Annotated in this window: 14 protein-coding genes; all 14 read right to left on the bottom strand. The window is 42.9% G+C overall.

Annotation, left to right across the window (positions count from 1 at the left end; all coding sequences use genetic code 11):
• Window positions 1-3: 3 nt before the first annotated feature.
• The 14 genes from GSQ74_RS14785 to GSQ74_RS14720 all read right to left on the bottom strand — a co-directional run bounded on the left by GSQ74_RS14785 (window position 4) and on the right by GSQ74_RS14720 (window position 24,746).
• On the bottom strand, window positions 4-1,686 hold the full coding sequence (locus tag GSQ74_RS14785; protein WP_254060894.1) for a glycoside hydrolase 43 family protein: 1,683 nt from the start codon (window positions 1,684-1,686) through the stop codon (window positions 4-6).
• Between the two features lie 36 nt (window positions 1,687-1,722).
• On the bottom strand, window positions 1,723-2,799 hold the full coding sequence (locus GSQ74_RS14780; RefSeq protein ID WP_158994588.1) for a serine hydrolase: 1,077 nt from the start codon (window positions 2,797-2,799) through the stop codon (window positions 1,723-1,725).
• A complete protein-coding gene (locus GSQ74_RS14775; RefSeq protein ID WP_158994586.1) occupies window positions 2,799-4,031 on the bottom strand; it encodes a sugar MFS transporter in 1,233 nt (410 codons plus the stop codon). The genes GSQ74_RS14780 and GSQ74_RS14775 overlap by 1 nt, the downstream gene beginning before the upstream one ends.
• 62 nt (window positions 4,032-4,093) lie before the next feature.
• Window positions 4,094-5,284: a glycoside hydrolase family 88 protein gene (locus GSQ74_RS14770; RefSeq protein WP_158994584.1), complete on the bottom strand. Its 1,191-nt coding sequence runs from the start codon at window positions 5,282-5,284 to the stop codon at window positions 4,094-4,096.
• Window positions 5,285-5,329: 45 nt separating this feature from the next.
• Window positions 5,330-6,118, bottom strand: a complete 789-nt coding sequence (locus GSQ74_RS14765) for a DUF4350 domain-containing protein (RefSeq protein ID WP_158994582.1) — start codon at window positions 6,116-6,118, stop codon at window positions 5,330-5,332.
• A 105-nt stretch (window positions 6,119-6,223) separates the two neighbouring features.
• Window positions 6,224-7,435 (bottom strand): alginate lyase family protein, encoded by a 1,212-nt coding sequence (locus GSQ74_RS14760; protein WP_158994580.1) that lies wholly within the window; start codon window positions 7,433-7,435, stop codon window positions 6,224-6,226.
• A gap of 11 nt (window positions 7,436-7,446) precedes the next feature.
• Window positions 7,447-9,288 carry a right-handed parallel beta-helix repeat-containing protein gene (locus GSQ74_RS14755; RefSeq protein WP_158994578.1) on the bottom strand — a complete coding sequence of 614 codons (1,842 nt, stop codon included), beginning with the start codon at window positions 9,286-9,288 and terminating at the stop codon, window positions 7,447-7,449.
• 115 nt (window positions 9,289-9,403) lie between these two features.
• Window positions 9,404-11,278 (bottom strand): glycoside hydrolase family 97 protein, encoded by a 1,875-nt coding sequence (locus GSQ74_RS14750; protein WP_158994576.1) that lies wholly within the window; start codon window positions 11,276-11,278, stop codon window positions 9,404-9,406.
• A gap of 123 nt (window positions 11,279-11,401) precedes the next feature.
• Entirely contained in the window at window positions 11,402-13,027 is a 1,626-nt protein-coding gene (locus GSQ74_RS14745) for a hypothetical protein (protein ID WP_216846751.1), read from the bottom strand.
• Window positions 13,028-13,076: 49 nt separating this feature from the next.
• On the bottom strand, window positions 13,077-15,110 hold the full coding sequence (locus tag GSQ74_RS14740; RefSeq protein WP_216846750.1) for an alginate lyase family protein: 2,034 nt from the start codon (window positions 15,108-15,110) through the stop codon (window positions 13,077-13,079).
• Between the two features lie 32 nt (window positions 15,111-15,142).
• Window positions 15,143-16,801, bottom strand: coding sequence for a hypothetical protein (locus GSQ74_RS14735; RefSeq protein WP_158994574.1), 1,659 nt, complete (start codon window positions 16,799-16,801; stop codon window positions 15,143-15,145).
• Between the two features lie 248 nt (window positions 16,802-17,049).
• Window positions 17,050-18,984, bottom strand: coding sequence for a glycoside hydrolase family 127 protein (locus GSQ74_RS14730; protein WP_158994572.1), 1,935 nt, complete (start codon window positions 18,982-18,984; stop codon window positions 17,050-17,052).
• Window positions 18,985-19,038: 54 nt separating this feature from the next.
• Window positions 19,039-23,133: a two-component regulator propeller domain-containing protein gene (locus tag GSQ74_RS14725; RefSeq protein ID WP_216846749.1), complete on the bottom strand. Its 4,095-nt coding sequence runs from the start codon at window positions 23,131-23,133 to the stop codon at window positions 19,039-19,041.
• Window positions 23,134-23,462: 329 nt separating this feature from the next.
• On the bottom strand, window positions 23,463-24,746 hold the full coding sequence (locus GSQ74_RS14720; protein ID WP_158994568.1) for an alginate lyase family protein: 1,284 nt from the start codon (window positions 24,744-24,746) through the stop codon (window positions 23,463-23,465).
• Window positions 24,747-24,787 lie beyond the last annotated feature (41 nt).

Raw genomic sequence — 24,787 nt, 5'->3', positions numbered from 1 at the left:
TCATTAATCATGGTTAACGTTTTGCACCCTGAACCAGTCAAAATCTGCATAACCGCCGATACGGACATCCGGACTACTTACACAAAATATGCCTAATTTGGCACCTGTCCATTTATCAGGTTGGGCATAAAAATCACCTCCTATTGGCTCAAAACTTTTGCCATCCTGGCTGTAGCTGAAATGACAGACCGCGCCGGGTGCTTTTACGGTTACACGCAGATAGACTTCCGCAGTGTCAAGCCTTTTCTCTTCCACTATATCTTCAGTAGTTCCGTTAGCCGCATTTTTGCACACCACCTGGCTAACCTTGTAGCCTTTATCATCCTTTGATATAGACAGGTAAGCATAGTCGTTGCCCATTATAAGCAAGCCCGCCTTTTTACTTTGCCATACCTCCCATTCTATTTTTAAATTAACCTTTGTGGTAGCTGTAAAGTCGGGGGCTGGTAATTTTTGGAGCAACAGGTTAGGCACGTTCCATAAATTAGGGCTATCCTTATCATAAGGGAATGCAAACAACCGCAAATGCCCGCTAGCCGGGATCCCGGCAGCCCATTGCACTTTTGGATTAGCCTGCCATTGCCATTGCAGGCCCGGCAGACCATCATTAAATTCGTCACTTTCCACAGGGGCATTTATAGGATAGGTTTTACCAACATTTGGCTTTTTGTAAACAGCTACGGGCTCGCCTTTACCGTCTCCATCCGGGTCGATACCAATAACGGGCCAGTCATTGATCCACTTCATGGGCTCCAAATACACCACGCGGCCATATGGCCCTCTATCCTGGAAATGCAGAAACCATGATTCACCAGTTTGCGTTTCCACCCAAGCGCCCTGATGCGGCCCGTTGATATTTGTCTTGCCCTGGTCCATCACAATCCTGGCCTCATATGGCCCATATATTTTCCTTGAACGCAGGGCCAGCTGCCACCCGGTACTAACGCCACCAGCCGGAGAAAAAACATAATAATAGCCATTACGCTTATACAGTTTGGGGCCTTCAATGGTAGGGTTTGCGTCATGACCATCATAAATATTCCTACCTTCATCTGTAACAGCTGTACCCTGGTAATTAAGGGTAAAAAGTGTGATAAGGCTATTTACGAATGCTCGGCTGGCAGCCCACGCAACCGCCAGGTAAGCCTTACCGTTATCATCCCAAAATGGTGCCGGATCAATGATACCTTTACCGGGCAATACCAATACTGGCTTTGACCATTCGCCTGATATATTCTTTGTTTTGATCATATAGATGCCATAGTCAGGATCTGGATAATAGATATAAAACTCGTTGTCATGATACCGGATACAAGGTGCCCAAACACCTTTACCATGCTGCGGAATATCATATAGCGCAGCCGGCTCCTGCTTTCTTAACGCATAATTGATGACCGTCCAATTAACCAGATCCCTGGAGTGCAGAATAGGCAACCCCGGCATACAACTAAAACTAGAGGATACCAGATAATAATCATCTCTTACTCTAATGGCATCGGGGTCGGAATAATCGGCATTCAAAACCGGATTCTTGTAGGTGCCATTACCATTATCCGCCACCCATACCTCAGATATCTTCCGCCCCTGTGCGACCAGGCCAAGCGGTAATAAAAACAGAAAAAAAGCAATGATCACATATCGGGCACTAGTTAAATAATTCATTATCTCATCTCTTTTAATAGCCATCACATTATTTTTTTATGGGAAATTATTCCCATTTATTTATTTTTTAATTATATCCCTAACCATAACGGGCAACACAGGGCTACTCAGGAAAGGATTGAATCCGTTTTTCATCATGTCCACCCGCGCCAGGAAAAATCCATAAATATGGTATTGTTTGTCGATCCATGGGTAAGCTCCGGCCCAACTGGGGCTGCTAATCAGCACCGCATTTCCCGAACTGTCAACTTCTTCACGCCATTCTCCTAAGCCATAAATATCCTTGCGGCGGGTTTTGCGGACCTTCTCCACAAATTCACCGGAATTTACTTTGGCATCCTTTACCTGATTGGCCTGCATTTCCCGTATGGCTTTTATTGACAAGATGCGTCTACCATTAAATAAGCCATCGTTACTAATCATGTTTAAGAAATTAGCGTAGTCCTGTAAACTACTCCTGGCTCCGCCGCCTAACATGGGGCTTTGGCCACCCACATCGCTCACGGGTGTAAAATGGGTGAGGCGCATATGCAGAGGCTGGGCAATCTTGTCCTGGAATATCGTCTCCCAATCCTTACCCGTTGCTAGTTCGGCCATGCGGCCGGCTACCTGCATAGCCAGGCCGCCATATTTAAATTTTGTACCGGGTAAGGTATCGGCTAATAAAGGAACGATATGGTCTACCGATTCTTTTAGCGTTTGATAATTATCGATAGGGTTACCTTTAGGTTGATAATCAGGATAACCGGAAGTATGCGAAAGTAATTGCCGTAAGGTAGCATCGCCTTTACTGCCACTGATTTCGGGAATCCATTTTTTCACCGGGTCGTCCCATGATAATTTACCTTCATCAACAACCGCGGCAATGGTTGCCGCAGCCAACCATTTTCCGGCTGAAGCTATATAGGCCACTGTTTCCGGCGTATAGTTACCGAAGTATTTTTGATAGATCACATGGTTGTTTTTGACTATGATGATAGATGCCCCTTTGTAGTAACCACTATCGACCCAAGATGATATTTTATTATCCAAAGTTGAAAAATCATAGCTTTTTTTTACCGCCTGCTGTGCCCTGCCATCAGGCATCGCAAAAAAGCAGCTGACGGATACAAGAAAACCTATAACTCTCAGTTTCATCAATATTTCACTTTATAGAACCGGTAAGCAAAAAGAAATATAACCAGGTAACAAATCACGGGCACATAATAGGCCTGGGCAACGCTATGATTAGCAACCTGGCCCATAATAAGGGGGAAAAATGCACCGCCGACTACCCCCATGGATATGAATGAGGAGGCCTGCTGTGTATGCTCTCCCAGGTTTTTCAATCCCAGGCTAAAGATGGTAGGGAACATGATACTGAAGAAAAAATTGATCATCATCAGGGCGATATAGGACGACCATCCCCATCCCTGAGCGACAATAAGACACATCAATATGCTTCCACAGGCAAATGATGCCAATAGTTTATTCGGGGCGATATAAGTCATCAGTGAAGTACCTACAATCCGGCCGAGCACCATCATCCCCATAAAAACGATCATCAGGTAGCCTGCTTTTTCATTGCTGAAATGCATTACATCAACGCCATAATTAATAAAATAGGCCCAGGTACCCGCTTGTGCCGCCACATTAAAAAACTGTGCCGCACAAGCCCATATAAAATGCTTATGCTGATACAGTTTCCTACCCGGATCCACATCTACATTGACAGCTGCTGAATCTGCAAGCACCGGGTTAACATGCGGATCTGTTAAAACCGGTATTTTCAAAAACACGAAAACAACTGCTATCAGCAGGATCACACAACCGATAGCCACATATAGTGTTTTTACCGAAGTCAGATCAGTTGAGTGTACATTATCCGTGCTTAACAGAAACATAGAACCAATGGCCGGACCAATCATCGTGCCTACCGCATTAAACGTTTGTGCAAAATTGATACGCTGATCACTTCTGCGCTGATCGCCTAAGGCCGCCGCAAAAGGATGTGCAACCGTTTCCAGCGTTGCCATTCCACAACCCATAATAAATAATGCTATCCTGAAAAATGTAAATGAAAATGCATTCGCAGCCGGTACGAATAAGAATATCCCCGCGGCAAATAGCAACAACCCCATCAAAACACCCGATTTATAACCAAACTTCTTTAAAAAATAGCCGGCCGGAATACTCATGATAAAATAGGCTCCAAAAACCGACATCTGGATATAGCCGGATTTGGATTTTGAAAGGTTCAGCACATTTTGAAAATGTTTATTAAGCACATCACTCATGGAGTGCAATACGCCCCACATCAAAAAAAGTGATGTCACGAAAATAAAGGTTACAATAAATTTTTTCTCGGTAAAGGCAGGTTTGTCTGTCATTTTTTTTGCGTTTATAAAAGAGATATACGGGTCATCGCTGATTTTTCATTCACCAGCTGACATTAATATTTTAAGTTTTCAAGGCGCAGTAATGCTTCCAGATAATAATAATCGGCGTAAATAATAGAAGCGTCTATTTCACTACCTGCCGGATGATGGCCGGTTGAATGCAACAAAAACGCGCTGTTAACATCCCTGCTTTGATATTGCGATGATGATAACACGACAAGCATTTCGATGGCTTGTTTGCGATATGAAGCCGCTTTTACCTTATCAGCTACAAAGCCCGACAACTCCAGTAATGCCGATGCCGTTACCGCAGCAGCCGAGGCATCACGTGGGGCGTTTGGTATGGCCGGGTCATCAAAATCCCAGTAGGGTATATGATCGGCAGGCAATCGCTTCAGGTATATATCAGCCACCTTTTGTGCGAAATCTAAGAATTCGGGCTTTTTGGTTTCCCGGTAACACATAGTAAAGCCATAAATGGCCCACGATTGCCCACGGGCCCACATCGAGTTATCTGAATAGCCCTGGTGAGTAATGCCTTTGATCTTTTTTCCGGTTACCGTATCATACACCACCACATGATAGGCGGAATAATCCGGCCTGAAATGGTTTTGCATAGTTGTTTCGGCATGTTTTACAGCAATATCATACAAATGCTGCCCGCCACCGTTTTTGGAAGCCCAGAATAATAATTCCAGATTGATCATATTATCAATAATGGTATTATGCGGCCAACCCATCTTTTTTACCTGTGACGGCCACGACAGTATCGTACCTACTTTTGGATTGAATAGAGTAGCCAACGAATCAGCCGCTTTAAGTATAACCGCTTTGTAGGCCGGATTCTTCGTAAGGCGATAACCGTTCCCAAAACTGTTGAATACCATAAAACCCAGGTCATGATCAAAGCCACTCTTTACAGCAAGCGGGGTAAGCTCTCTTGTATATTTATCCGCTGCTATTTTCCATTTTTCATCGTGTGTGGCTGCATATAAATTCCACAAAATACCCGGCCAAAAACCGCTGCACCAGTCATTATAATTTACATAATGCCAGGTGGTTTTATCGTGATTGATGCTGCGCGGAAGATTATTCAGCGTATCGGCGGGGGCGGCGGCCAAGGTCTTCTCTGCCTGCGCAGCGCAGTACCTTATTGCCACTGCGGATTGAAGCTGGGCACAACCTGTTTGCAGGCTGAATAAAAAGAAGCCTAAAATCAATGCTTTTATGGTAAGATTCCTCATAGTTATCAATATATTTATCAGAGTATATATTATACTTTTCCTCTTTTATTGTTTATCTGTCGCTTTGCTTAATAGCCATACCACCAAGTCATCAGCTCCCTTATCATTAGTAAATCCAACCGGCAAACGCCCGTTCACATATTCGTTATACAACCATGGGTCGCCCACCGCCAGTACCACTCCCTTGCCATAGGTGGCACTTGCCATAATAATCGATTTGCCCGACCACAGTACGGCTTTGGCAGGCCCGCTCACGGTAATCGCGCAGGCATCCTTCATAAAAAGTTTGATAGATGTTTTAAATATGGGATGATTTACTGTCGGTATAGCGCCATCCTCAAAATGCTGATCATCGGTCACGTGGCTAATCAGGTCATCGGTAAAATGCATTCCAAATTTTTTCACTAGCGTATTAAAATGAGGTAATTCTACATTTGCGCTGTCGTTAGCCATCAAAAGCAGTACACCGCCATTTCTCACCCATTCACTTATTACTTTTACGTCAGCGGGGAAAATATACTTCGGGTCGGGGCTTTCCTTTTTGGTATCCGGATCAACAATAATATATACAGCAGTATTTTTAAGATTTGCGGCCGTGGGGGCGGTATATAACGTTGTTAATGTTGCGCCATGTTTTTTGAAAACATCCCCTAGAATAGAAAAGCCATTGTTATCTGTTTCTTCCCATTTATAATGATAGGACTCCCAGGCGCCGGCGGCATTCTTCCGGTGTTCATCGTTAAAATAGGAATCCAGTGTTACCAGTTTTGACTGTGCTTTAGCCGTAATATTAAAAACCAGTAAAATGATGATTGCTGTTGCTAATTTTTTCAAGTGATTATTTTATTAAAGTGTGACATTTCAAATTAATGCAGGCCGATCTATCAATATCGGCTTATCTATTCTCGCTCAATCGATTAATAGTTTCCATAATTAACTTTATTGTATTTCCTCCAGTGAAAACAACAAGGTACCGTAACCGGGATTATCCGCATTGAACCCGGCTCCTTCCGGTCTTAATTTATCGGCGGCCATTTGTGTGTATTTGTATTCGCCGGCAGGCAATTTCGCTCTGTATTTGTAATGATTCAGCACCATTTCATATATCGAGCGTAACTTACCCCGCCCGTTATCGGAAATATGGGTTGCCGGAAATCTTCCGCTTATATCCGTATAAGGCTGAAAAGGCACATCTTCCCCAAGGTTATATTTTGCGCAATATTCAAATCCTTTTAACAAACGATTATTATTAGCGCCATACATATCCATGCCCTGGCTCCAGCCAATTTCACACATCTCCGATAAATGGCCAATCCCTAATTGGGTATGGGCCTGATCTCTTCCACTTTCCTGAACCTGCCCTGTTTCATTAATAATATAATGGGGTAAACTGCCATTACCGGGCCCCTTATAGAAGAAATCAACGGCTTTGTCAAAAAGTACATGATCATCACAAAACACACCGATGGCCATCATTTCCTTCATACAGGCCAGGTCCCAATTACCGTGTGCCCATAGTGCGAAGTATTGGATAGGCGGATAAAAAACCCGCATAAACATGTCCTGACATCGTTTAATATCAGTAGGTGCCCAGCCGGGATAAGTACGCATAATTTCGGCAGCGCTTGTCATTTTAAAACCGCATAAGCCTGCACCAAGTTCTACATCCGTACCGTCAAAAACCTTGAGGGTTGCTGACCAGGCGTTAAGTATTTCTATTGCTTTTTTCGCATGGGCTTCATCTCCTGTTATGGCCCACATTAACGCATTCTGATAGGCTGCGCAAACATCTCTTTCCAGGTCGCCGATATTTTTACCGCCCCCCGCTAGTAAACTCCTTTCCACGTGTTCCGCAGGATGAGGAACCCATTGCGCGCTTGAATAAGGGCTGGCTTTAAATATGGCAAAACCACTTTTCCATGGTTCCTTGCCTTTTGCTACCATTTCTTTCATCCTTTGCAAATCCTTTACAGTGTGTAAGAGCCCCGGGTGAACGAAAGGCTGGGAATGATAGGAAGCTGGGCTATCCAGCTGAAGCACCTGGGCCTGCAACTGAGCGGAACAGCTCACTAGCAACAATAAGATAGCATATAAAGCAGCCTTGGTGCGTTTATCTTTAAAAAAACGTTCAGATCGGGATATAGCGTTCATCTTGCTGCCAATTAATAAGTGAATAATGATGATTGGTATTTAGCTGGCCCGTACTCATAAAACGGACCGGGGGGCCTTGATGAAATACCTTTGTATACGTGTTTGAAATCCGTATTTATAGTAATGGCTTTACCGTTGGGATATTCAAGGTATTGCTTACTGAGCGCGAAGAAGCCGATATATACCGGGCCGAGCACCGGGCTGGCTACTTTTGGTATTACTTTAGAATCCAGCACCAGCCTGGCAGAAGTGGCAGTATTGATCAGCTCAAAGTCAACCCCTCTGCCAATCGTGTGACTTTGCTTATCTCCCCAACCGGTCGGTAATGCGCCCTGCAAATAAACGTTGTGGTCGGCGAGGCAATCCGGATCATTATTGAGCTTACTGAGCCCCCCCTTGATAAACACATTGCTGAACCAGCGGTCATCTATTGCCAACGCGGGTATGGTTTGTTTAATGACCAGCGAATGCAGCAGAAAATTACTTGTAGCAAATGTACGACCCGGAGCTTTTTGATTGATAAAGGCGCAATCATAAAACATGTTCTGAACAAATACATTGCCTTCTGCGCTGATCATTTTTACACCCTCGCCAGTTGACATGCCAACGCCCGAAATGATATTGTTATCGAATAAAGCGGGGCCATGACTATTATATAAATAAATTGCGCTTTGGCTGGTTTCTGTGATGATATTACGACTAATACGTGCGCCCTGAAAAAGCGGACCAAGATAAATGCCATAACCCGCGCTTGCACCATGTACCCTACGGATCAGGTTATGGCCGATCAGGACGTCTACCGCAAGCGCAAGTCGAATACCCGCTATCTCGTTTCCCGGAAAATCATTATCCGGATTGATATCTTCAATCAAATTATCGACAATTACACTTTGTGTACCATGCAACAAGCCCAATATACCGGCCTGCCCGCAATAGTATATATGATTGTGCCTGATGGTATCATGGCCAACATTTGCGATATCCTGTGAAAGATCACGATATTCCGGGTTTCCTGGATTAGCGGCGGGGTAGTCATGGCCCGTTTGCCCAATAGAGATCGCTACAGATTTACAAAAACTAAGCGAACAATTTTTTATCACCCAGTGCGTGCCACCATTTACACTGATAGCACCGGGCTGCGCACCGTTAACGAAAGCGGGTCCGCTGGCAATTTGGGTAATCTTTAAACCATCGATAACTATAAAGTTTATGCCCGGATTTTCCGCAGCGAATGCAGAGGGCCTTACGTTGATCTCTGTCAGTTTTTCATTCGGATTTTTTGTGCCGAAATTCGCGGTAATAATGGTTTTACCGTTCTCCTGGGTGGTAAACCAACTGTCCACCACCCGTGTAACATCGCCCTTTACCTTTTGTTCGTTTAGCGGCTTGTTATCCAAATAAACCTCGCCCAGATGCCGGTAGGAAGAATCCTTGTTGATCCACTCCTTAAACGGATTGGTGCCATGAAAAAAATCGTCATTGATTACCGCACGCCATGTATAGCCGCCTACCTTTGCCCATGCTTGTACCCTTTCAGATCCCTTAATGACAACCTCCTCACCCGGGTAGGCAATATAAGAAACAGGGGCACCCGCTTCGCCACTTTTATTAAAAACGATCATTTCACGGTAGATCCCCCGGTGTATAATAATCTTGTCGCCCGGAAGGGCCATAGATTCGGCTCTGGTAATAGTTAATACGGGAGAACCGGCACTGCCTGAATTTTCATCATTGCCCGATTTGGCTACATAGATGTTCTTTGGATTCGCTAACGCTGCGAAAGGCATCAGGCAGGTTATACTCCAAAATAATGTGAATACTATTGGTCTTTTGAGAGCGGTTTTTATTTTCATCAAAAGTTCTATTAATTCATTAATGATAACCAAAATTTCAATCTTAAAATATCTGAAAAACTGCAATATTCTCTTTTATTTTTCGGCATTAATAATATTCGCAGATGCATTAAATTTAAATCACGGGCCTGATGATCAATGCCTGCCCGCCTTTTGCTTTAAGCTCAACATTTAACAAATCACCTTTCTTTACAGTCAATATCCTTTTACAGATGCTTTTTAGGTCATCGTCTTCATAAATTGTAAGGTTATATACTTTGCCTTTGGTTAAAAAGTCCAGTTTAATAGTCTGTTTCCAATCGGATAATCCGGCTATATTACCCATAAACCAGGTAGTTCCCTTCCGGCGTGCGACACTGATGTATTCCCCAATCTCACCAGCAAGGTAATGGCTCTCGTCCCAAACGGTTGGCACGTATTTAAGAAACTCAATTTCATCCTCATTTGTATAATCCTTGGGGTTTCCGTACCAAAAGATCGACTGCAAAGGGCTGAAGTAAACTACCGTTAATGCCAGCTGTTGCGCCATGGAGACCTTTATGTTTTTGACAAAACTATTTTTTGCGTTAGGATAGCAAAAGGTAAAGTCGGCTGGACCCGCCAGGAACCTGGTGAACGGCAATACGGTGGTATGAAAAGCATCCGGACTATTTTCATCCCCCCTTATACCCTCCTGTGTTAAACTAAACGGATAACTCCGGCTTAATCCCGTCGGTTTATAGTTGTCATGAACATCTAATATAAATCCATGATCGTTAACTTTGCGCATAGCACTATCCAGCCATGATAAGCCATTTTGTGTTCCTCCGTCCACAAATCCGAACTTCATCCCGCTCACGCCCCATTTTTTGTATTGCAGGAGTATGGAATCCAATTTCGACCTGAGTCCAACGTAATTTACATAAAGTATCACACCTATACCTTTTTCCTTTCCATAGGCAATTACCTTTGGCAGGTCAATGGCTGGAATCGGTTTAAGGGGATCAGATACGGTTCTGAACTCCGCACCGTACCATCCGCCATCAAACATCACATATTGAAAATTATGTTTGGACGCAAAATCTATACAATCAATTCCGCTCTGCGTGTTCAGTTGCGCACGGATCAGTTTGCCCGGTTTTACAAAAACGGGGAAGGTATTGGATGTGGGAGTTGTTAGTTTTAAGTACAGCTGACTATAATCGTGCAAACCTATTGCAGATGAGGCAATGCTGATCGTTCGCCACGGTGTTTGGAAACCGCCGGTAAACCTGACTAAAGTATCTTTATTGATATGGTCTACCTGGTGGTTTTTGAACAAGGTATCGACATAAAAAGTTAAAGCCAGCCCATTCTTTATTTTCCCCTTATCTAATTGGCATTTGGTAAAGTTCCGATTTTCGGCCTCCCCTATCGTTAAATATAAGTGGTTTCGGCAGACTAGTGTGGCAGGAAAGTCACAGGTATTGAAATCATTTACATCCAAAGGCCTAAAAATAGATTCCTGATTATATTGGTAGATGGTTGCGGGTTCAGGCAGGTTGTAAGATGTGGCTTCGTTCCTTAACTGGAACTGCTGAAGGGAATCCTTTGCCACTATCCGGTACCTAAAGGCAACACTTCCGTTAAACACCCGTGAAATAACATCAAATTTTACGCCTGCAGTTTGGCAATGTAGGATCAGTTGGGTATAATTATTTTCCACCCGTGATGATTCACCAAGAGGCCAGTCGAAGATTTCGTTGTGCCTGCTGGTAACACTTCCACTGATCAACACCGAGTCGCCGATATTCACATGGTTGATATTTAAACCCATTGCTGATGATAGAAGGGCTGTCTGATGCTTATAGTCAATATGGTAAATCAATTTCCCCTGTGCATCAAGACCGATATGTAATACCGTAGATTTATCCGGAGACACCAATTTATAGTCGTTTCTCGTCCCTGCAAAACTGCTATAGCCGCATAGCCATATAAAAATAAATAAAACTGAAAAAACTGAATACTTCATCAAAAAAATTGACCTGATAACTGGTTATTAAATCGGTTGCTAAAAGTATTTATTACAACAGATACGGAAGGGGGTTAAACAGGTCAAACAAAGGGGTATTTTATGATAGCAATAAGCTCAGCCTTAATAAATATTAAAGCTTTGTGTAACAGGTTCTGCAGATTTGAGCTTAGGTGCATTAGTTTTACCCCATTGCCACGCCACAACGGTAACCTTTACCGGGTACTTGGCTCGTGGCGGGATCTTGGTAAACTTCAGTTTGTCGCCATCTATCTCTGCGGGGCCCTCCTCAACATAATAATAAACCTTCGCCCCGGCACTAGAACTGGCTTTCAGTTCGATGTACTTTTGTTTTGAAGATTGGTTAGCGATAGTCGGAAAATTAATTTGCTGATCTGCCCCTTCCTGATTGCGTACAGGTATTTTAAGATTAGCCTGCTGTACTGCTGATTTATATATTTTGTCGCCTGCATTGCTGGCCATTAACCATATATCGCCGGAACGTTTGGCATTATTAAATCCCATCCTGTAAAAAGAGATGCGAAAAGTGGTATCGTTTATTTTTTCTATCGGGCCACAGATCCTGGTAATATTTATCTTCCCATCTGCATGTTTATCAGTAGCAGTTCGCGCCTGTACAGAATCTTTAAATGCAGCACTGAGATTAAAGGTTATACCATCTTCATACGGAATAAATTCTATTCTGTTACCCGCAAAGGAATTGCCACCTGAAAGCAGGTCGCCATGCTGTTCAAAACCGATATATTGCCTGGTTTTCCCCCTGGCTTCAGTATAATAACTTTCTGTGGCCTTTGCCATTTCTTCATCAAACACCCAGAATGCTTCTTTACGGTCACCTGTATATTTTTTATACGCTGCGGCTGGTGCATGTAATGGCTTATCCAATCGCCAGCGGTCAACAAGCCATCCCGTTGCAGGGTCAACCGGCCTTAGTTTGGCAGGGCCATCCAAAGGCATTACGGTCGGAAGACGGTATTCTGCAGCTTTTTTCAAAAACAAACACAGAAAGCGGACCAACTCATCAGAATAATCAAAATGGCCGTGCCCTGCATCTGCAAGAAATGCCAGTGCCGCATGCGGATGATCGTTTTTATATTGCATAGCCGGTAATATACGTTGTTCACCCCATTCATATTCTCCCATTACCATCAGCGCGGGTATACCGTCAATATTACGCTGGCCCCAATCTGGATTTGGCCTCCCGCTGCCAGTATGTGTGGTTAAAGGAGCATCGCCATGTATGGACAATATGGCCAATGTGCGGCCCGGATCCCAGGCGCCAAAATTCCATGGGTAGCTTGCAGCCGCAGAGTGGCCGATAGGCACCACCGGTGCAAAAGCCAGTTCCTTGTAACCGGATATATTTGCAAGGTCCTTCATCATCCCTTCGAAACATGCAGGGGTAGTCGAGTTAAAGTCGAACACCATATCGATGCTTGGTGTGATCCAAATTTCGGCAAATCCCAAATCTGTCAATGTCTTACGAAACTCCGGATGCTCCAATATACCTTCTTCCAACATGTTGTGCTGGCCAATGATGATTCCTTTAACTTGCTTACAATTTGGTGGAATCCATAAAAAAGCCGTAGGATGCTCGTTGGTTTCAGAAGAAATTACGCCTTTTACATTAACAGACCATTGCCAAACGGCTGCAGTACACGTATTGGCTGCCATTAAAAGCAGGATGAACACTGCACTGAAAAACTTACCGATTTTCTTTAAATACATGTGAGTTAGATTTAAAAGCATGTAACTAAACAGACTAAGACAATATCATTTACTTTTCACCTAATGGTTTATTGTTGATCGATATTTCATCAAAATGCACAGTTGTCGCCAATCCAGGCATTCCGGAAGTTACATAAAAACCAACATATAACTGGCCTGCAAGCGGACTGCTTACCATACCTATTTTTTTCCAGGTAATGCCATCGGTTGAATAATAACCCGAGTATTCGCTGTTCTGTCGCTGTAATTTAATCCAACAGTATCCTGTAAGCCGACTAAAAGTAACTATAGGCTCATCGTCTACAGGAACGCTTACGGCTGTCATGGCTTTGGCCCCGGCGTTACCACGAAGCATTAATTTCAAATTCCAGTGCGGTGCTTCAACCTGCCGGGATGTTTCAGGGCTCATCAATAATGAAACCTGTTTGTCGCCATCTTTCAAACCTTGCCGTATGGTAAGGCCAAAAGTGGTGAGTTGTGAACTAATTTGCGGCACATAGCGAGCTATAATGGTACCATTTCCGGTTAACAGGCGATATAAGAATTGCCCTGAGTCATGTACGCTGTCGGTTGATATCCCTTCGCCTTGTATGGTAAAAATCCTACCATCAAATGCGGCATATCCTTGTTTAGCAGTATCCAACGCAGCTAAATCCCAGCTAATCGGAAGCATTGAAGTTATGCCAACAGGATAAGCATCTCTGCTATGCCCGGTGTTGTTAACTGCCGATACGGTGTAGTAATAGGTTTTCCCATTAATTACATCACGATCGTCGTAAACAGTTTTTTTAATACCCACAGCGAGTGTTTTAAAAGACCCTCTTGGTGATTCACTCCTTTTAATTGTATAACTTTCCGCATTTATGGATTCAATCCATGTAATAAAATTTCCATTGTTAGGTGTGGCCTTAGCTATTAAGCCTGCTGGGGGCGTTGGTATTGTGATAACATTTTTTGTATTTACCACGCTTGACCTAGAATAAAGCAGAGTTCCAAAACCAATATTATCGCCACCCGAGCCTTGTTGCTCCGGTCTTATTTTTTCGGCAACTTGTTGCGTATACGGTGCCGGCAGTCCCATTCGGTTCACATAATGATTATAAACCTGCTCATATATGGTGCGGAACCGTCCGCGGCCTTCGGCGGATAGCTTCTTATTCAGGTATTTACCGGTTTTATCAATAACAGGAGTATAAGGCACCTCCATGCCCAGGTTATATTTCGCAGTATATTCAAATCCTTTTAATAAAAGATTATCGTTATAAGCATAAAGATTAAGCCCCTGATGCCATGCGATCTCAGCACAATCTGCCAGGTGGGCGATACCCAGCTGCGTATGCTGCTGATCGCGCCCACTTTCCTGGCATTGGCCTGCATTGTTTATAATATAATTTGAAAGCCGTCCGTTGCCTGCTCCGTTTACATAATAACGCAGCGCGTCTTCAAAAATCGCCCTGTCATTACAAAATACGCCTATTGCCATGTCGGTTTTGATGGCTGCGCTATCCCAATTACCATTGGCAAACAATGCATAATTTTTTATCACAGGGTATATAACCTCCCTAAAATGCTTTTGTGCTTTTTCAATATCAGCCGCCGACCAGCCCGCATCCGTATAGCGTAATATCTCGGCGGCATTGATCATTTTAAACGGTCCCAGTCCCGCCATCAATACAGCATCGCGCCCGGTTATGGATTTCAGGGTAGATGACCACGCATTTATGATCTCCTCTGCTTTTCCGGCATATTCCTTTTTTTCGGTGATGGCCCACATTATGGCATTTTGGTAGGCTGCTGCCGCATCCGTATCGTAAATATTTTGCCCTACGGTAGGGTTACGGCCAACCATGGCCATCGGTCCTTGCAGATGATAGGTATATTGTGATTGCGCATTTGCCTGAAACACCAGATAACCGCTGTATATAGGTTCCTGCTTATCTGCTACCGCGCGTTTTATTCTTTCAAGGTCTTCTTTGCTTTGTAATAACCCGGGGTGTGTAAAGCCCTGCGCGGCCGCAGGGGAAAGGCTACCCGACAAAAACAGGCAGCAAATAAACATTAATAATTTATGGATACATTTCATTAGAGCCTATATTATATATCGTTATTTTTAACCTATTTATTTATCCAGAATACCCGTTCAACCGGCTCAGCCGTTTGGAGTTTGGGTTCGCGGCTGTTGCCATATTGCCAGGCCACAACCGTTACTTTTACCGGGAATTTGCTTTTGGGTGGTATGTTCGTCAGGTCGAGGGTATTCCCTTGTATCGCCGCAGGGCCGTCCTGCACATAAAAGAATACCGGTACTTTCGCATCAGAAACGGCTTGTAATTTGATATTTTTCGCCCCCGGCTGCTGATCCGCAATCGGCAAAAATGTAATATGTTGCTCCCTGCCATCTTTATTACGTGGCGGTACCAGCATCTGCGCCTGCTGAACGGCCGGTTTATAACTTTTGTCGCCCGGGTGTGTTGCTGCAAACCATAGCTCGTAACTATGCTGATCCTGCCAGAAACCCCGCTGCGGGTTCAGCCGAAATGTGGAATCATTTACTTTGATCATTGGACCGGTTATCCGGTTGATAACAATTGGCCCACCGCCGCTGGCATGCCCAATGGTGCTGCCGGCTGGCATATTTGCCCACATCGCCAACCTCGGGCTTCCATCACCAACGGTATAGTAAAATGAAGCATGTAATTTAAAGGTTATGCCATCGGCCTCAGGCTCAAACTTCAGGTTAACCTGCTGGTGGGTATCATGTTGGGCAACCATTTTACCGCTCTGTACATAACCAATTAATTGTGGTTGCTGAAACCGGTGGGTAGCCTCATATTTAACAGTTGCCTCTGCCATTTCCTTGTCAAAGAACCAAAACGCCTGTTTAGGATCTCCCAAATACCGGCTGACCGAGCCAGCGGGAGCTTCAGGCTTTTGATCATATCGCCATTTATCCACCAGCCAGCCAGTCTTCGTTGGATCAACCGGAATAAGTTTCGGGGCCTCATTAGACGACGTATGTACGGGAATGCGGTACTGTATGGCTTTTTTTATGTACAGGGCGATATAAGCACATTTTTCATCAGTAGCAGCGAAATGACCCTGGGCAGGGCTAGCAAGCATACTCAGCGGCATCAAAGGGTGTTGCTGCCTTTCCCTTAGCCCCTCTGCCGACCAATTATTGGCTGCTTCGTATTCGCCCATGGTTTCCAGGCAGGGGATAAAATCAATAGTTTGTTTACCCCATATATCGGGCGCAAATGCAGGATGCCGGAAATAGGGCCATTGCCCGCTAACAGATATGGCTGCCAGTGCCCTGTCCGGATTCCAGGCCGCCATATAATAAGGCGAGCTGGCAGCAGCAGAATGCCCCATACCTATAAAAGGAATATAACGGAGTTCTGTATATCCGGAAACATCAGCCAAATCATTCATAATACCATTAAAGACATCACCCGCACCTTTATCAAAATTAAACATTAGGTCATATGCCGGGCTCACCCAAATTTCGGCAACGCCCAGCCTGGCCATCGCTTTTCTAAAATTGGTATTTTCCAGAATCGACTGTTCTTCCATATTATTCTGCGCAAATATTACCGCTTTTACCTGTTTACAATCAGCTGGAATCCACAAATAGGCCCGTGAGGGCACTTCTTCATGTTGTGTATGGTTAACCAGTACAGACCATTGCCAGGCTGCCTGCTGTGCCCTGGCAACAGGAACGGACAGTAAAAAAATCGGGAAAGAAAATAAATAAAAAAAGAGTCGCTTGTACATAGATAAAGAGCAGTTCTGCCAGCTAAAACGCTAACTTAGCCTGCAAATTTAATTTGTGTAAATTACTTGGTTTATAAGTCGCTAAAATAAGGTCCGGGACGAAAAACTAAGGGTGGTAAATGGGTCTAAAAAGGGGGTAAAACAGCCTCAAGGTATTATTCATAATACAAAGCCCCTGTTTCATTTTTGTGCGATCACAAAGCTTTTAAATTTACAGCCATTAATGAGATGAATGTACTTGAAAAAACTCACCTCAGATCCCAATAAACTACATACCGCTGATGATGGAGATCAAAATAAGGCTTCATTTCTACCGAACCTCCATCGGTTACATGCACAGTTTTAAACGTCAGGAATTCACCTGCAACAGGTTTCAGCCAGTCGTTTATATCCTTACCCTGAACATCTAAAGTATGTACCAGGTTTGCCGGTATGTGATAATCATAGTTATAATATTGATAAGGATCTGAAGGATCGTGAAATGGGGCTGGTTTTGCCATGCCCCCGGTGCCCATTTCTCCGGCCAAAACCAGCGGGCCGTACATTACAGCGGCAACTTTCGGGTTATCTGGAGTAGCTTCCAGCCTTAAGGTCATAGGATAAGTAATATCCACTTCATCTCCTGCCTTCCATTTCCGGTTTAAAGTAATAAAGCTACCAGGCTTTTGGCTTACAGGAATGCCTTCCCCGTTAACTTTGATAACAGCGCCGTTTGTTGCCCAATACGGGTAACGTATATACATCGAAAGCGGAGCTTTACTCGCCGATTCAATGAACAGTCGCGTAGTGGCTTCCTGCGGAAAACTGGTTTGCTGCCTTAACTGTAAGCCCTTTTCTTTCCATCTCAGGCGGGAAGGAATAAACAGGTCTACAAAAACGCCATTGGTATTATGATAATAAATAGCCTCATTATATTTAGAATGGCTTTCAAAGCCAGTACCCACGCAACACCAGAACGAGCTATCGCGAGTGCTGTATAACCGGTATGCGCCAGCAATTAAGGGCGTAAAATAACACACCATACCCGTTTCCGGATCTTGCTGGCCCAGGATATGGTTATAAAGGGCCCGCTCGTAAAAATCGGCGTATTTTCCATCGGCACTCCAGGTAAACAAGTGCCTGGTTATCTTCAACATATTGTAAGTATTACATGTTTCGCCTGTATAACCGGTTATATACTTTGATATTTTTCCGGATTCAATAAAATGTTCTTTATCGCTGTTACTACCGGTAACAAAAGTTTGGGTATTAATTACCAGATTCCAAAAATAAGTTGCGATAGTTTCAGCAGTAGTATCACCGGTAAGTTCATAAGCCCGCGCTTCTCCATTGATCTTCGGAATAACAGTGTTGGCGTGTAGTTTGCTGAGTTTATCCTGATGCTTTGCCAGTGGATCGAGAACTGCATGGTGGTAAAACATATCGCCCAGTTTTTTATGCTCAGGATTACCCGTAATGGAATAGAGATTGTACCAAGCCTCATTCATTCCCCCAAATTCATTTCTCAGCATGGTTGCCAGTTGTGCTGAACTAAGTGGCAGCAGCTTTTTATAGGCCCAGTCGGCCATTTTGTTTAACACATCCAGGGCCTGTGTATTGCCCGCGTACCAATAGGCATCAATAAGGCCAGCGGTAATTTTATGCAAAGTATACCACGGAGCCCAAACCTGCTGACCTGCTATATCGCGGTCTATATAATTTTGAGGAAACGCGCTCAAATAACCGCCTTCATTTAGCGTTGCCTGCACTTCAGCCAGCCCTCGGACCAAGCTGTCAATTTTCTTTTTAAATACGGTATCCCCTGTTGATGCATACTGGAAAGACAAGCCGGACAATAAATGCCCGATACTATGGCCACGAAGTTCCATGTCTAATTCCTCCCATCCGCCTAGCGGCTTGGGCATTTTTGTTAAGCTGTTTTTATCTTCGCTTAGCATACCCGCATTTACGCGAAAGCTGTGTAATAACCTGTCCACCGGTAATGATAGCATCCATTTACCTTCACGATCCATATTATCTTTAAAACGGCTTGGCAACAAGCTGACATCCTGCAAGTCAAAACTGTATGCTTTTACCTCTATTTTTGCAGGAACTTTTACAAGACCCTGGTGCTGGCCTATATACTGGGCATGCAAAAACAGCGGTATATTCAGGAGCGTAAGTGTTAAAATAAATCTATTCATTAAAAATCATATTGAATATTCTCCTTTAAGCAGGCAGTTTGGGATGCCCAGCCGTTATACTCTGTTTTTTTGGTGGGATATTCCGGAGTTTAGGTTGTGGCTGTTTATAAATGTTTTGCGGTATTTTTTTATAAATTCTGAAGGATTCATTTCAAATAATTTGTGGAATTGCTCCCTGAAATATTTGATATCCTGAAATCCTATCCTAAATGATATTTCCTTAATCTGCAGGTCAGTCTGGATCATCAGTTCAGCCGCTTTTCTGAGCCTGATATACCTGATGAATTCTGTGCTGGACAAACCCGAAATCGATTTTATTTTCCGGAATAATTTTGACCGGCTCATGCCGATTTCATCTGTGAAAATTTTCAGGGAGAATGTCTCGTCTTCCAGGTGATCTTCCACGATAGTAATACATTTTGACAGGAAATCGCTGTATTCGGCAGGGATCTTTAAGCTGTTGTTTTTAAGGGTGATCTCGTTGAAGAAATAATTCTTTAGGGTATCCCGCCCCTTTAACATACTTTTTATTCGGGCTACCAGTAATTCATTCTCAAAAGGCTTGGTTATATAGTCATCCGCACCACATTCGATACCTTTCAATTTGATTTCAGGTGATGAACTGCCGGTAAGCAGGATAACCGGTATATGGCTGAATGATTGGGATTCCTTTATTTTCGAGCAGAATTCTACCCCGCTCATGCCCTTCATTACAACATCACAAACGATAATATCCGGTTCATTTTCCAATACAACTTCGAATCCTTTTTCAGTATCGGCAGCCTCGCAAACGGTGTAGTCGTCTTTCAATAAGTTTTTAAGGTAAGTGCGCACCCCGGCATCATCATCAATCAATAATATAACAGGCCGTTTGTTCACAATTCCTTCCAACAGCTCGCCAACATAATCATTATTTGGTTTCAGATTGTTATGAGCTTCATCACCCTCGGTAATAAGTTCTTTGAGCAGGGCGTTGGTATTGGCAGCTAAATGATGTGCATATTCATTTGGTAGCAGTTGCTGGTCAGCCTTTGGAAATACAATTTTAAAGGTTGTACCGGCACCTACCTGGCTAGTATAAGTTAAACTACCCTTATGCAGTTCCATATATTTTTTGGCCAGAAACAAGCCTATTCCAAATCCACTTTCAGGTAGAATTTCATCTGCATTATGAAACCGGTAGAATTTTTCAAATAGTTTGTCACCCGTTTCTATTGGAATGCCATGCCCGGTATCTTTTACCAGGATTTCTATCGCATGGTCGCTCTCCTTTATTTCAAGGCTGATTTCTCCGTCATTTGGTGTATATTTTATCGCATTGGAGAGTAAATTAAATAATACTATTTCGAGCTTCTCCCGGTCGGCAAATATTAAGGTATCATTATCCCTGCAAATAAAGTTATAGTTCAAATTCTTAGCTTTTACCTGGTTATTAAAACACAAGAAAACCTCATAACAAACGTCCTTTAAATTTAACCACCCCGGCTTCAGATCTGATATTTCATTTTCAGAACTTCTGAAGAGCAGCAACTGATCCACCAAACTGAGCAACCGCCTGGAATTACGGTAAACTGCGCTAATGTCAACTAAATCAAGATTTACACCGTTGCTATGCAACAGATCCTTTATCGGGTTAACGATCAGCGTGAGAGGCGTTCTCAGCTCATGAGATATATTGGTAAAAAAAGCGATTTTCTTTTCGTTTAATTCCTTTACAAACTTCACCTCATATTCTAATTGGGATTGTTTTTTATTATAGAATATATAGCCATAAATAGCCGCCATAATAAATACCAAATATAAAAGGTATGCCCACCAGGTCTTGTACCATGGTGGCAGCACATGAATTTCCAGGGATATTTCCTTCGACATCCATTTACCCGCTGCATTGGTACATTTTACCCTGAACGTGTAGGTCCCTTCATCCAGGTGGGTATAATTCGCAAAACGTATATTTTCAGAATAAGTCCATCCCCGGTCCCATCCATCCATAAAATAGGCATACTTTATCTTATCTGGGGCGGTATATTCCAGCGCCGTGAATTGAATGGAAAAAACGGCCTTATTATAAGGAACTTCTATCCTTTTTATTTTGTTCGCAGTAATTTCCTTAACCCATGATGCATTCTTTTCCAGCGGTATGTTATTAATTGCGATCCCTGATAAAATCAACTCGGGATGGTCACTTATATCATTAACATTTTCGGGGCGAAAAATATTAACTCCCTCCACGCCTCCAAATACCAGTTCGCCTGTATGTAAAACAGCTTTTGAGTTATAATGGAACTGATTGCTTTGCAAACCATCACTTTTATAGTAGTTTTTAAAAACTTTGGTTTTAGGATTAAACTTGGATAATCCGTTGAATGTACTTAACCAAAGATTTCCCTCCTTATCCTCCAGAATATTTAAGACTGAATTATTACATAACCCATTTTCGGTAGTATAACGCGCCAGTATCCTGGATTTTGCCCGATCAAAAAGAACCAGTCCGCCTCCCTCGGTACCGATCCAGAAGTTATGCTGACGGTCCTCGTAAATATTTCGTATGTAATAGCCAAGGTCAAAAAAATGATGTTTCCGGTTTTGTTTGTCAATTTGAACTAACTGCGTCAGCATCCCCGCCCAAAGCCTGTTTTGTTGATCCTCCATTAAGCTCCACAAGTCAGAAAGATTGGTATCAAATGCGTTAAAGCGGTTGTGTGCCTTATCAAACTTATATAGCGCGCCATTACTTCCATCCCCCTTTAAGGTTCCGACCCAAAGTGTTTTATCAGCTAAACAAACAGTGGAAACCACCTTGTTTTCGATACCATTAAGGGAATTTATGCATTTGTAACGTTCAAAAGTATGTGAGGTGCGGTCATACCTGTTGATGCCATTAAAAAATGTACTCACCCAGATATTATTGTCATCATCTTTAATAATGTTTGTTACAAAATTGTCGCTGAGCGACCTGGCGTTGCCGGGTTGATTTTTAAATTGGCTGAAAACATTTTTCTGCGGATCCCATACCACAACACCTGCCCCCTCTGTTCCGAGCCATAAGTCGTTATTTACATCTTCATATATACCATATATTGACTTTTTGGGTAGTGAGTTAGGATTACCAGGGTCATGTGCGAGGGTTTTAAACCGTTCTTTTTGCGGGTCTACAATATTAACACCTCCGTTTAGAATACCTACCCAAAACCGACCGTCTTTATCCTGGTATATAGAATAAGCGGCATCACTTGAAACGGGATTTTCAGCTTTATCAGTATTCAGGTAACTTACCGTGTGCGTTAAGGTATTATAAATATTGATTCCCCCTCCATTGAGGGCCATCCATAACTGCCCCTTTTTGTCTAGTGTCATATCCGAAACCTTATCAAAAGTAAGCTTGCCGGGAGCCTGGTCGAGTACCTTAACTACAGCTTTTGAGTGGCCATCGAACAAAAACAAACCGTACCCGGTTCCTATCCAGATATTGTCATCCTGGGGTTCAATGCAATAGGCGCTGCGTACTGCCTGGCTGACAATTATTAATTGATGCCGATCTGCACTGAGCTTGCAAAGGCCAATCTGGGGGATAAATACCCATATTTCCCCCCTGCTGTTTATCTTGATGGATTGAACATCGTAATCCCATAGTTTTTCATTACCATTGGCTACCGGAATTTCGACCGGAAACTGGCTGGTTTTGCTCTTAACCAGCATCCCCATTCCCAGTGTTCCCAGGAGCATATCTCCATTATGATCCGATTGGATTACCCGTACACCGACTGTTATTTTCCTAATTTGTCCGTCTGTACTGGAACGGTAACTGACAGGTGAAAATTTACCAGATAGATTATTAAATATACATGCTCCGCCATGTGTCCCTATCCACATATTGAAGGCATCATCTTCATCAATAGAAAATATATAATTATTAATTAATGAGCTGGAATCGGCGAATTTATTACGGAATATTTTAAAATTGTACCCATCATACCGGTTAAGGCCATCGTAAGATCCAAACCACATAAATCCTTCATGATCCTGGTAAATGCACCTTACAGAATTATTGGACAAACCCTGATCAATACCTAAAAACGATATTTGCTGACCTTGTGCAAGCCCACTAATACCCAGAAAAAGAATTATTAATAATTTATAAAGTTTCATTCCATACGAAAAGTTAGAAATACAGTTCATAGCCAATAGTTAGCTACAAGCTTGATTTTTAATTGGTAGTTCTGATAATTGATTATAGTATAAATATAGCCAAATTTTTATTTTTATTTGAATGATTTAATTATGGGATCCCAGTAGTTCAATCCTCGTTCCCATCACCGGGCATGAGCTTTGTAGCAAAAAAAACTACTATCAGGCCTGCTACTAGCCAAAGCGCGAAAAATGTTAACATGATGCTTTTTATTTAGCACAACACCTCCATATTTACCTGGAAGTGCTGTGCTATACTTCACTTCATACCTTAATGAAGTGAAGTGATTTTATGGCAAAGCATACAATAGAGTACCTTCTCCTAATTGATCAAAGCCACCGCTGTTTGGGCCATAGTCGCCGCCACCGCCTTCGGGCCGTGTGGTACTAGCACCTAATTGTGTGTAAGTAGCTGTTAAGCCTTTAATCTTCACATAATGATTATACGCTATTTCCCACATTGGCCTAATAGTACCCCTGGAATCAGAGCTAACTACGGTTTGCGTTACTGTGGTTGAGCAATTATAATAGTTGTAATTAACGAAGGGTACATCAAGATTTGCGACATTATATTTTGCCTCATATTCACAGGCTTTAAGATACAAATTGTCATCCCAGCTAAAAAAGTCATCTCCCTGGTTCCAGGCTATTTGAAATATCGCGCCCAATAATGCTATATCAAGCGTACAGTGGCCCTGGTCGCGGCCACTCTCTTCCATCTGGGCTAATCCGGTATTTGCCCCTGTAAATACATTATTAATGGCTAACACCAGGTTTCCATTGCCGATACCGTGTTGGAGATAGTTTACAGCCTGGTTATATAATGCCCGTTTATCAGTTAAAATACCAATAGCCATAATAGATTGCAGGTTACACAAATCCCAACTCGACCAGTAAAGCTGCCAACAGGCACCCTTGTGCGTAGTTAAATAAAGATTTTCTTCAGAATAAAATACTTTTAGCATCCATTGCTGATAAGCAGCAAAATCAGCAGGTTTCCATCCTGTATAACTTCTCATCATCTCTCCGGCAATAGCAAACTGAGCGCCATAAATAGCAGTTAAATCCACATTAGGATCGCCACTTACCGCAGTACAGGTAGCTGCCCATGCATTCAGTATAAGAATAGCCCTATCAGCAAATTGCGTATCACCGGTTACCTGCCATCTTATAGCAAGCTGATAAGCGGCGGCCACATCATTCATCGCATTTGGATAATTGTCTGGTTGAGCCTGCTCAGGAGTATTCCCCCCTCTTATCAATAAAACTGTAGGACTAGGCGTATAAGAAGATTGCGCATGCGAATTAGCTATTAACTTAGCCCAGGCGGAATTCCATGGTTCAGTACCAGCTGCTACCATCGCTTTAATTCGCGTAAAATCTGTAGTTGTAGCTAATATACCATTATGTTTCATTGCTACATTGTCTGCAAGGGTATCTATATATTTTATAGTAGCAGTAGTTTTAGTGGTATCAGCCGTTGACGCCAAAGCGCTTTTTGGTGTCTTTGAACAAGATAAAAATAATAAACAATTTATAATTGGCAGGGCGAGGTAAAACCTTATGTGTTTCATATTAAATATATTAAAATTTATGGCTACTTAATCCTTTGCAG

It is taken from the genome of Mucilaginibacter sp. L196 (genome assembly GCF_009765905.1).
Taxonomy (GTDB): domain Bacteria; phylum Bacteroidota; class Bacteroidia; order Sphingobacteriales; family Sphingobacteriaceae; genus Mucilaginibacter.
This window is presented reverse-complemented; position numbering and strand designations above follow the sequence as displayed.

Excerpts from the sequence above, each read along its gene's own strand:
- GSQ74_RS14780 (WP_158994588.1), bottom strand. The coding sequence starts at position 2,799 with ATGAAACTGAGAGTTATAGGTTTTCTTGTATCCGTCAGCTGCTTTTTT.
- GSQ74_RS14735 (WP_158994574.1), bottom strand. The coding sequence starts at position 16,801 with ATGTACAAGCGACTCTTTTTTTATTTATTTTCTTTCCCGATTTTTTTA.
- GSQ74_RS14740 (WP_216846750.1), bottom strand. The coding sequence starts at position 15,110 with ATGAAATGTATCCATAAATTATTAATGTTTATTTGCTGCCTGTTTTTG.
- GSQ74_RS14775 (WP_158994586.1), bottom strand. The coding sequence starts at position 4,031 with ATGACAGACAAACCTGCCTTTACCGAGAAAAAATTTATTGTAACCTTT.
- GSQ74_RS14745 (WP_216846751.1), bottom strand. The coding sequence starts at position 13,027 with ATGTATTTAAAGAAAATCGGTAAGTTTTTCAGTGCAGTGTTCATCCTG.
- GSQ74_RS14770 (WP_158994584.1), bottom strand. The coding sequence starts at position 5,284 with ATGAGGAATCTTACCATAAAAGCATTGATTTTAGGCTTCTTTTTATTC.
- GSQ74_RS14785 (WP_254060894.1), bottom strand. The coding sequence starts at position 1,686 with ATGGCTATTAAAAGAGATGAGATAATGAATTATTTAACTAGTGCCCGA.
- GSQ74_RS14720 (WP_158994568.1), bottom strand. The coding sequence starts at position 24,746 with ATGAAACACATAAGGTTTTACCTCGCCCTGCCAATTATAAATTGTTTA.
- GSQ74_RS14730 (WP_158994572.1), bottom strand. The coding sequence starts at position 18,984 with ATGAATAGATTTATTTTAACACTTACGCTCCTGAATATACCGCTGTTT.
- GSQ74_RS14755 (WP_158994578.1), bottom strand. The coding sequence starts at position 9,288 with ATGAAAATAAAAACCGCTCTCAAAAGACCAATAGTATTCACATTATTT.
- GSQ74_RS14750 (WP_158994576.1), bottom strand. The coding sequence starts at position 11,278 with ATGAAGTATTCAGTTTTTTCAGTTTTATTTATTTTTATATGGCTATGC.
- GSQ74_RS14760 (WP_158994580.1), bottom strand. The coding sequence starts at position 7,435 with ATGAACGCTATATCCCGATCTGAACGTTTTTTTAAAGATAAACGCACC.
- GSQ74_RS14725 (WP_216846749.1), bottom strand. The coding sequence starts at position 23,133 with ATGAAACTTTATAAATTATTAATAATTCTTTTTCTGGGTATTAGTGGG.